The 11014-nt window shown below is 28.5% G+C and carries 9 protein-coding genes; 6 read left to right on the top strand and 3 right to left on the bottom strand.

Features of this window, described 5'->3' with window-relative positions; all coding sequences use genetic code 11:
- Positions 1-304: 304 nt before the first annotated feature.
- The 4 genes from L992_RS02200 to L992_RS02185 are packed head-to-tail and all read left to right on the top strand — an operon-like array spanning position 305 to position 3220.
- Positions 305-763, top strand: coding sequence for a tRNA (cytidine(34)-2'-O)-methyltransferase (locus tag L992_RS02200; protein WP_047380517.1), 459 nt, complete (start codon positions 305-307; stop codon positions 761-763).
- 4 nt (positions 764-767) lie between these two features.
- Positions 768-1256 (top strand): dihydrofolate reductase, encoded by a 489-nt coding sequence (locus L992_RS02195; protein ID WP_047394131.1) that lies wholly within the window; start codon positions 768-770, stop codon positions 1254-1256.
- Between the two features lie 55 nt (positions 1257-1311).
- Positions 1312-2628 carry an OmpP1/FadL family transporter gene (locus L992_RS02190; protein WP_047394130.1) on the top strand — a complete coding sequence of 439 codons (1317 nt, stop codon included), beginning with the start codon at positions 1312-1314 and terminating at the stop codon, positions 2626-2628.
- Between the two features lie 16 nt (positions 2629-2644).
- Positions 2645-3220, top strand: a complete 576-nt coding sequence (locus L992_RS02185; RefSeq protein ID WP_047380523.1) for a TetR/AcrR family transcriptional regulator — start codon at positions 2645-2647, stop codon at positions 3218-3220.
- A 25-nt stretch (positions 3221-3245) separates the two neighbouring features.
- Here L992_RS02185 and L992_RS02180 read toward each other — a convergent pair whose 3' ends face one another.
- From L992_RS02180 to L992_RS02170, 3 genes are all read right to left on the bottom strand, one after another.
- Positions 3246-3968 (bottom strand): hypothetical protein, encoded by a 723-nt coding sequence (locus L992_RS02180; protein WP_047380525.1) that lies wholly within the window; start codon positions 3966-3968, stop codon positions 3246-3248.
- A gap of 95 nt (positions 3969-4063) precedes the next feature.
- Positions 4064-6580, bottom strand: coding sequence for a single-stranded-DNA-specific exonuclease RecJ (gene recJ, locus L992_RS02175; protein WP_047394129.1), 2517 nt, complete (start codon positions 6578-6580; stop codon positions 4064-4066).
- Positions 6581-6604: 24 nt separating this feature from the next.
- Positions 6605-8443 carry a tetratricopeptide repeat protein gene (locus L992_RS02170; RefSeq protein ID WP_047394128.1) on the bottom strand — a complete coding sequence of 613 codons (1839 nt, stop codon included), beginning with the start codon at positions 8441-8443 and terminating at the stop codon, positions 6605-6607.
- Between the two features lie 144 nt (positions 8444-8587).
- On the opposite strand from L992_RS02170, the gene mutL reads away from it, so the two are divergent.
- Together mutL and rlmH are read left to right on the top strand one after the other, a co-directional pair.
- Complete coding sequence (mutL, locus tag L992_RS02165; RefSeq protein WP_047394127.1) at positions 8588-10501, top strand: DNA mismatch repair endonuclease MutL; 1914 nt, start codon at positions 8588-8590, stop codon at positions 10499-10501.
- A complete protein-coding gene (rlmH, locus tag L992_RS02160; RefSeq protein WP_047394126.1) occupies positions 10498-10965 on the top strand; it encodes a 23S rRNA (pseudouridine(1915)-N(3))-methyltransferase RlmH in 468 nt (155 codons plus the stop codon). The genes mutL and rlmH overlap by 4 nt, the downstream gene beginning before the upstream one ends.
- The last annotated feature ends 49 nt before the right edge of the window (positions 10966-11014 follow it).

Below are 11014 nucleotides of genomic sequence, written 5' to 3'. Positions count from 1 at the left end.
CATTTCTGGCATTTTGTTATTTTCATAACTTCTGACTATTTTCTCTATTCGGTTGTTAATGTCCTTTTCGTTCTTCATCTGCGGTGTTTCCCGCTGACAAAAATTATAGTACCATAAATTTTAAACTTCGTCAACAACTTTTTTGTTTTTTATTTTAACTTCTCCACAATTTCCAGTTTTAATTTTAGATTTAACTTATTTTTTCGTTTTACTACAATAATAATATAAAAAAATCTTTTTTTGTTTTATAAAAAAATTTATGTTAAAATTGGTATTAGAATTACATCAACTTAAGGAGGATTTTATGAATATAGTACTAATGGAACCAGAAATTCCTTACAATACAGGAAACATTGGAAGAAGCTGTGTTCTTACAAACACTACACTTCATCTTATAAAACCTTTAGGGTTTTCTTTAGATGAAAAACAAATCAAAAGATCAGGTCTTGACTATTGGGATATGATAGACTTAAAAGTCTGGGAAAACTACGAAGAACTAAGAGCGGCATATCCTGATTCAAATTTTTATTTTGCTACAACAAAGACAACACAAAAATATTCTGATGTTAAGTATGCACCTAATGACTTCATCGTATTCGGACCAGAATCTAGAGGAATTCCTGCGGAAATCAGAGAAGCAAATGCAGAAACATGTATCACAATTCCAATGATAAAGATGGGAAGGTCATTAAATCTTTCAAACTCGGCTGCTATTGTTCTTTATGAAGCTCTTAGACAAAATGACTTTGATTTAGGAGAATAGGCTTATGATTTCACTTATAGTTGCAATGGATAAAAATAACCTTATCGGGTATAACAACTATATGCCTTGGAATATCCCAGAAGATTTAAAACTCTTTAAAGAGATTACAACAAACAACATTGTAATTATGGGAAGAAAAACTTTTGAATCCATAGGAAAAGCTCTTCCTGACAGAATTAATATTGTTTTAACAAACAACACAAACTTCACTTCTAACAATATAGAAGTTTTTAATTCTCCAGATAAAGCTTTAGAAAAAGCCAAACATCTACAAACACAATTAAATAAAAAAATATTCGTTATCGGCGGAAAATCAATATACGAATATTTTTTTCCTCAAGTTGAGGAGTTACATATATCTCATATAAAAGGAGACTATAGTGGGGATACTCATTTCCCAGAGATAGATCTTTCGACTTTTACCTTAATCAAACAAATCGAATTCAACAATTTCGTATATTGTCACTATTTAAAAAACACTTGTAATTTTTAAAAACGTATGTTATATTACACTAGTAATTTTGAAAAACTAGGGAGGATTATATATAATGAACAGATTTAAATTATCACTATTAGCACTAATTGCTAGTCTAAGTGTTTCTACAATGGGAGCATCGATAGATCATATACAAAACTACTCAGCTGAGTACGGAGCTAACCCTGCACAACAAGGAGCTATAAACGTTGGATCTACAGTTTACTTTAACCCTGCTGGTCTTATGAGATTAGAAAACGGAACTTATTTCGTAGGGGGAGTTCAGTACGCTTTCGGGGATCAAAATATGCAGCAAGATGGTAGAGACTTCTCAACTAACTTGTCTTCTCCAATTCCAAACTTCGCTTTATATAAGAAAACAGATGATGGAGCATACTTCTGGACAGTTGGTGGAGTAGGTGGAGGAGCTACTCTTGAGTATAAGGATAGTATTCCACTTAGCGTTGCTGGGATTGATTTCAATCAATTCTTGAGCAACACTAATATAGAAGGATCAAATATGTATGCTCAAACAACTTTAGGAAAAGCATACAACTTAACTGACAAATGGTCAGCCTCAGTTGCTCTTAGAGGAGTTTATGGAAAAAGAACTTTAAAAGCTAAGTCAAATGTTGATACAAATATAAACGCAGGCGATTTAATAGGAAAGCCTGGTTTGAAACTCCCTTTAATCAAAGCTGGTGAAGCCTCTATCGATTCTGAAAGAACTGCTGTTGGTATCGGAGCTCAATTTGGTTTAAACTATGCACCTAACGATAGATTAAACATCGGATTCAGATATGATTCAAAAGTTAAAATGAAATTCAAAACAAAATCAGATGTAAACGACAATACTTATGGTAATGCTATTAGTATTCCTGATATTATCGAAATCCCTAGCATTGGATTATCTGATGCACTACTTGGATTATACCCAGTTTATAAAGATGGACAAAAAATAAGAAGAGACTTACCTGCTTTAGCTGCTTTAGGAGTATCTTATAAAGTAACTGATCAATGGACAACATTCATCGGTGGTAACTACTACTTCAACGAATCAGCTACTATGGATAGAATCGGAAAAACTTCAACTGACTACGATAACGGATGGGAAATCTCTGTAGGTTCTGAGTACTGGTTCACAAACCAATTCGCTTGGTTAGTTGGATTCAACTACGCTGACACTGGAGCACCAGATAAGAGTTTTGCTGCAACTGAATACGCACTTGATTCAACAATGGTTGGTACTGGAGTTAAATACAGACCAAACGAAACTATGGAATGGACAGTAGCATTTAACCACTACTTCTACGACACAAGAACTGTTGAAAATATAAAATACGAAAAAGAAATATCTAGTATAGGTATTAACTTTGTAAAAAAATTCTAATTTTTTAGGAGGCCTTATGCCAAAAAAAGCTATTTTTAAAAGAGAACAAATACATGCAAAAGCTTTTGAAATGTTTGTTAAATACGGTTTAGATGAAATAACAGCAAGAAATTTAGCTAAAGCTTTACATTGCTCACCAGCACCTATCTATAGCTGTTACACATCTATGGATGAGCTTAAATTAGAGCTTATCGAAAAAGCAAAAAACATATTTATGGAATATGTTATGAAACCTGAAACAGATATGGTTTTCCTTAATAGCGGTATCGGACTTTGCACTTTTGCAAGAGAAGAGAAACAATTATTCAAATCTATATTTTTAAGAGATAACTCTTATGCTAATCTATTAAAAAAATTCAGAGACTTAATGAAAGTTGAAATGGAGAAAGATGAAAGATTTAATAATCTTCCCACTGAATTTAAAAATGATTTATTTTTAGATTGCTGGTTATTCGGACATGGTTTAGCTACTCTAATTGCTACAGACTACTTTGAAAATCCAACAAACGAATTTATCAAAGATAAACTTTTAAACAGTGCTGCTCTTATGCTTTATAAGAGATTAGATGATTTTAGAGCAAACAACAAATAGTATTAAATAATAAAAAAGAGACAAATCACATTGTCTCTTTTTTTTCACCATTTTTTTCTAAAACTTCACTCTCTAAGAATTCATTTTTCTCAATTTTCAAAGAATATTTCGTTCCTAATCCAAATATAATAGTTAATATAGAAGTTATAAATATATATGTAAATACAATATAGTAAAATACGCCTTGAGCTAAATACATCGATAAAGTCACTAAGACTCCAAATATAAAATCTATAAAACCATCTAATATCAATATTCTCTTTATAACAACTAAAGTCTTGTTATGGTTGATTCCATCGTCTTCATATATTTTTGTCACTATATGGCTTATTCCTCTAAACATTAAAAAGGTTCCTATGTAAAATATAATAAGATAGCCTCTAAGTTCAACCTTCGAAGCAATAACCTTTTCAATAGCCAAACTAACCTCATCAATTAAGTTCTTCTCGGCTACAAGCAATCTCTCAGACAGTAGAATCCATCCTGAGAAAACTTCGATTATACCCCAAAAGAAAATCTCACCCCAATGAAATTCTCTTTCTCCTATTCCAGAAAAGGAGTATATTAAATTTCCAATTCCTGTCATCAAAAATAAAAATCCCAAAACTTTCACAATATCATCTAAAAATATTCCATTTCCTAATATTACAATCGCTGTATAAATTAAAAATAACACTCCTATTATAACATGATAAAACCATTGCTCTCTCAAAGAAACCCTTATTTTAGCTGTCATTTCTTTATACATTATCTCACCGCCATTTTTAAGTTAAAGTATCCTAAGAATTTTATACTTAAAAGTAACAACTTTTCCTCTTTATACAGTTATCCTTACCACAACATTTAGAATATAACTTTTATATCTTCTGTTGCGAAATATTTCATTCCATTTTTTATCTCGTGAATAGCTTTTATTTTCTCACCTTGGGATAATTTTTTACTAAAAATTTTTTCAAAGCCTGAAAGCTCTCTTTCGTCGACAATTTTTATATTATCTAATATTTTATAGCTATCTTCTATATAATCATATCCATCATACTTTACCTTATTTTTTCCAATTATCAAATCATACTCTTCTCCGGTTTTTAATGCTTCACCTATATAGATATAATAATCCCCCCCTTCCTTTCTTTCCTCTTTATCTCTAACCACACACACTTTTTTCCCTGTCATTCTATTGTATAACTCTATTGTCTTTATGACTGTTTCTATTCCTCTTCCTATCTCGCAATTTACAACAACTTTTTTCTTCTCTTTAAATACAGTTCTAAGAATTCTCTTTTGTAAAGAGTTATATTCTAAATCTCCAATTAAAAATGTTTTTATATCCCTAAATAAACTTCCTGCTTCAATAGCTAGACTTTTGAACTCTTCATTTTTCTCTATTAAAATATGCACATTATAATTTTCTTCTTTTTTTATAATTTTTTCAACTTTAACATTAAAAGTATATCCATAATAGTCCTTCATTTTTTTTAATAAAACTTTTGTTTGATTATCTAAAAATCCAACACTATTTTTTCCGCTATTAATAGAAACATCCTCATTTATAAATGTAATATTTAATCTCTCATTTTCAACATCTCTTCTTGTATAAAATATCGATTTTATAGGAAATTTTAAATTGTATAAAGTTTGATATTCCGAGTAATTATTTAAAGTTTTTATCGAAGGTTTTATATCCTCTATAAAGATTTTATATTGATATTTGTCCTTATAAGTTTCCATTTTTAATTTAAAAGCTACGTCAATCTCTTGGTTATTTAAAATTGTTTCTAACATATCTTCACTGTTAAACCAAACACAATTTTTTATTTCTACTCCATCTTTTATTAAATCCATCATCAAATGATTTTTTTCTTTTCCTATCGCTCTAAAATTTGAATACTTACAATTTCTTATCGAAAACAAAGGTGAAGCATTTCCAAATCCATATGGTTCTAATAACGATAATTTATCCATTAAATCAAAAGATATCTTAATCATCGAAAGTTCACAATCTATTTTTATAGGTTTTTTCGTATCTTCATTGCTTAAATTTTCAAAAGCATACTTATCTATTCTTTCTGAAAACTCCTCTATATTTTCAATTGGAATTGAAAAACCTGCAGCTCCAGCATGCCCTCCATACTTAACAAACAACTCTCTCATAGAATTTAAAGCTTCTATCATATTAAATGCCTCTATACTCCTACACGAAGCTGTCGCTATGCCCTCTTCAGGTTTTATCTCCATTATAACTGTTGGCTTATAGTATCTATCTAATATCTTCGATGCCACAATCCCTATTACCCCATGATGAAATTTCTCTTCCGCAACAACAATTACACTCTTTTCATCCAATTTTTTTTCCTCTATTTTTTCAATAGCCTTTTTTAAAATATCTTCTTGTATCTCTTTTCTTTCACTATTCTTATTTATCAACTCATATATTAGATTATCACAAACCACATGTGAATCGCTTACAAATAGTTCTACAGCCATCTTTGCATCTTCTAATCTTCCTGCAGCATTAAAAATTGGTGCGATTATAAAACCTACATCATATGTATCAAATTTCTTATCCATCGGATTTTCATACAACCTTTTCATAAGCATATTTAACCCTTGCCACTTACTACTTTTTAATAACTCTAATCCCCTCTTAACCAAAAGCCTATTCTGACCTTTTAATGGCACGATATCAGCTATAGTTCCAATAGCAACTATATCTAAATATTTATATATATCGTTCTTTTTCCCTAATTCTTTATACAAAGCTAAAAGAAGCATAAAAGCTGTACCAACACCTGCAAAATATTTATAATCGCTTTTATTATCCTCTCTCTTGGGATTTATAACTGCGTATGCTGATGGTAAAACATTATTTATCTCATGATGATCCGTTATTATCATATCCATTCCCAGCGTATTGGAATGACTAACCTCGTCAATTGAAGATATACCACAATCTACTGTTATTATTAAATTTCCTCCCTCTCCTGCTATGTATGTCAAAGCATCCTTATTCAAACCATACCCCTCATCTCTCAAGGGAATATAATATCTCACATCTATCCCTATCTCTTTTAATGCTAAATAGCACAAAGAGGTAGAAGTTATTCCATCAACATCATAATCTCCATATATCCAAACACTCTGATTTTTGTCTCTGGCCTCTAATATTCTTTGAACCCCCTTATCAACATCCACTAACTCACTAGGATTCATAAGATTTTCTAGAGTTCCATCTATAAAAAAATTTATTTCATCTTTTGATATGACTCCTCTATTGTAAAGTATCTGTTCTATATCTCTATCTAATACTATATCTTCTTTTTTGAATTCTTCAGATTTATATATCCATTTTGTATTTCTCATTTTGCCGTCCTTTTAATTTTATTATTAATTGTATATAGCACTATAAAAAGCATATGTATAAACAATTTCCTCTATCTCTCTTTGGAATTTTTCATCTGTTATTGTCTCCAATTTAAGATCTCCATCTAATTCAAAGTTTAAATTTTTGACCACTTTTTCACCATATAAATACTCTATTAAGGTTTTTAAAATCATTCCATTATTTTTTTCATATACATTTTTTAAGTTCCTAGTTCCCTCTTCTATATTCTTGGCTGAATCAAAATATTCCTCTTCTCTTCCTTTTATTAACTCTTCTGGAATTCCCATCAAACCAACTTTTCCAAACTGAATGCTTTCTTTATCAAATCCACTTTGAGTATACATAACTGTATATATCAACGATTGAGGAAGTATATAATTTCTTCTTGCTTTTTCAACATCTTTTCTATAATATTTTGGATAAATATAGTGCAGTAAATTTTTATATCTATAAAATTCCCTTTTATATTCAGACACTTTATCAAAGGCTTCTTTATAAAATTCACTATCTACAAAGCTATTCATTATTGTTATTTTATCTTGAACACTTTCCGAATCTAAATCAAAATTACTACTTTGAACTGCTACCTCCAAAAGTTCTGATCTACCCAACTTTCCAATTTCAGTTAATGCATTTTTTAAAACTTCCTCTTTATAAGTATTTTTTATTTCAAAATCATTTAACGAGTTCAAATAACTCCTTACAACATAATTACTTGTAAAGAAAATATTATAGTTTGCTAACTCCCATGGGTTTTCAATTTTCTTATTCAATTTATTATAAACCATATAATACAATCCCATTTTCGGATTCTGTGGATACAACTCTTTAAATTTGTTGTAATCAGCTATAAATCTCTTTTTATTTTGTAATTTTATGTATATATCTAAAAGTAAACTATCTATACTTTCATCTCTTTTAGTCGTCTTTTCAAGTGTATCTTTAGCCTTTTTATAATCCTCTAATTGATAATATATTCTTGCTATTCTGAAAAGTGCTCTATCTTTCAATCTTAAATCTTTTATCACTCCATAGTTATATATAGCTCTTGGAAAATCTTTACTCTGCTCAAAAGCTATCCCTCTGTAAAAACTCAATCTCATCTCGTCACTATTTACATCTGTTGTTAACTCTATAACTTTTTTATTCTCTTCTAATCTCAACAAGCTCTGAATATAAATTTGCTTTCTATCATAATTCAATTCTTCAAAACTTCCCACTTTATCTAAAACAGCTATTACACTCTTGTATTTTCGTTTTTGATAAAAATAATCACTTAATTTGTTAAGTTCATCCACACTCATCTCATTTAAAGATTCGAAATTATTGTCATATTTAACTTCATATATTTTTTTATATTTTTCATTTGTTTTCTCTAATATTTTTAACGCCTTTTTTTCATAAGGTTCTAATTGTGGATCGTAATAATCTAAAACTAATCTCTTAAAATATTCATTGGATTTTTCTAAATCATTTTTTTTAAGATAAATCTCACCAGAAAAATAATCACGTCTATATTGAAAATAGTTCGATTTTTTTACCTCTTGCTTCACATATTTCTCAGGAACATAAACGGCTCTTGAAAAATATAAAAGTGCATCATCTAGTCTCCCCATATCCATATAATTTTTTGCAATATAAAATTTAGCATAATTGCTTCTTAATGGATATGAATATGGAAAATTTTTTTGATAAATTTCATAAAAAAACAAACTGTTTTTATAATCTCTTTTGTCATTAGCTTCTAAACCTTTATTAAAGAATATATAATCATCAACATTGTATGAAAAACTTTTAATTCCAAGGGTCATTAGCAATATTATAATTTGTAAATATCTCATTTTTCACTCCTTATAAGTACTTTATATTTTATTATATCATATAATTTTTACTAAAAAATTTATATTTTATAAAAAAAATAGTTGAAATTATTTTAAATCTGTATAATAATAAATAATGTTATAATTTTTGTGGGAGGTGATATTTTGGGAATTATTAAAATTTTAGACGAGTCTCTTTCGAATATGATTGCTGCCGGTGAAGTTGTTGAAAATCCAGCAAGTTTAATCAAAGAACTTCTAGAGAACTCACTTGATGCAGATAGTAAATATGTTAAAATAGATGTAAAAAAAGGTGGGAAAGATATTAAATTTACCGATGATGGTAAAGGAATGTCTAGAGAAGATCTTCTTCTTTGTATTGAAAGACATGCTACTAGTAAAATCGCTTCTAAAGAGGACCTTTTTAATTTAAATACTTATGGTTTTAGAGGGGAAGCTCTTTCTTCTATTGCCGCTGTTTCCAAAATGATTATTTCAACAAAAAGAAAAGATGATTCCATTGGTTATTCAATCAATGTTTCGGGTGGAAAAATAACAAATCTAAAAGAAATTCAAAAAAGTTCTGGTACTGAAATAGAGATTAAGGATTTATTCTTTAATACTCCTGCAAGATTAAAATTCTTAAGAAAAGATATGACTGAAAATACCAAAATAAAGGAAATTGTTTTACAAGAGGCGATTGCAAATCCAAGTGTTTCTATTATACTTTGTATTGATGGCAAAGAAAGCATTCGTACAAGTGGTAACGGAATAGAAAACACCCTTATTGAACTTTTTGGAGTTTCTGTGCTTAAGAATTTAAAAAATGTTGAATTTGGTTATGTTGGTAACCTTTCTTTAACTAGATCTACTAAAGATTTTATTTTCACCTTTGTTAATAGTAGACCTGTTAAATCTAAAATTATAGAGGAAGCTTTAATTGATGCCTACTATACTCACCTTATGAAAGGGAAATACCCATTCGCTATAATTAATTTAAAGGTTGATCCTAAATCTATCGATGTTAATGTTCATCCTTCTAAAAAAATTATTAAGTTTTCAGATGAAAATAAAATTTATCATGAAATTTACTCTGTTGTTAATTCAGCTTTAAATATTAACAAAGATTTTACTACTCCAATTTTGGAAGTAAAAAAGCAAACTGTTGATTTTGATGAGCTCGATATTAATGAAGTGAAAAATTTAAATAATCAAAAAAATTCTTTTGAAAATTTTGAAATTAATGATATAAAAAGAATGGAAGATGTAAAAGAGGAAAATAAAATTTCTTTTGAAGAAAATAATATGTTTTCTAAAAAGAAAGAAGTTTCTAGTTTTGAATTGCCAAGTAAATTTTCTCCTATTAAAACAGAAGGAAAACCATTGGCTCTTACAATAGAATCTTTAGATAACTATGCTGAAAAAGAAGTCAAAAATATAACTTCTTCGAATTCTATAGATTCTATAGAAAATAAAATTTCGAATATTAAAGAGGATGTTTCAAAAACACCTTTAAAAAATATACGAATCATAGGACAATTTTCAAATTCTTTTATCTTAGTTGAAGAGGATGGCGATTTAATTATTTATGATCAACATATTGTTCACGAAAGAATTCTCTACGAACAGCTTAAAAGCGAGTATAGTCAACATAAGATTTCTTCACAAACCTTACTCGTTCCTATAAAAGTTTCTTTAACTTTAAAACAGATTGAACTTCTAAAAGAAAAAATTAACTTTTTTGAAGATTTTGGCTTTGAAATAGATCAATTTAATGATTTAGATTTTTTAATTAGATCTGTCCCTTCTTTGAAAAGTAAAGATTCTTTTGAAAATATTTTTTTCGAAGTATTAGAAGGATTAAATAAGGTTAACTCAAAAAATGAAGTTATCGAAAGTATGATTATTTCTATGTCTTGTAGAAGCGCTATTAAAGCTAACGAAAAACTAACTATTTCCGAAATGGAAAAACTTATATTAGATCTTCATAAGATAGGTCGGTTCACTTGTCCTCATGGAAGACCAATAACATTTAAAATAAACCTATTAGATATGGAGAAAGGATTCAAAAGAAAATGAATATAAATATTATTTGTGTTGGAAAAATTAAAGAAAAATATATTTTAGATGGAATTCAAGAATTTGCTAAAAGACTTCAAGCATTTGGTAAATTAAAAGTTTTTGAATTAAAAGAAGATGGTAACGATTCTAATCGAAATATCTCTATTGAAAAGGAATCAAAAGCAATTTTAGAAACTTTAGAAAAAAATAAAGGTTTTAAAATTCTCTTAGATATCAGTGGAAAGAATTTTTCATCGGAAGAAATGGCATCGCATATCGAAAAAATTGGAGTTAATGGTGATAACACTATCAACTTTATAATCGGTGGTTCTTATGGCGTTTCTGAGGAAATTAGAAAAGCTGCAGATTTAAGACTTAGCTTTTCTAAAATGACTTTCCCGCATCAATTAATGAGATTAATATTAATTGAGCAAATTTATAGATGGTTTAGTATAATAAAAAATACTAAATATCATAAGTAGTTTTTAATTTTATTTTTTTATTTTATTTTTATAAATTATTAGGAGGAAA

It is taken from the genome of Cetobacterium sp. ZOR0034 (genome assembly GCF_000799075.1).
In the GTDB taxonomy this organism is placed as follows: Bacteria; Fusobacteriota; Fusobacteriia; order Fusobacteriales; family Fusobacteriaceae; genus Cetobacterium_A.
The sequence above is the reverse complement of the archived record's forward strand: the minus strand, read 5'-3'. Positions and strand labels throughout refer to the sequence as shown.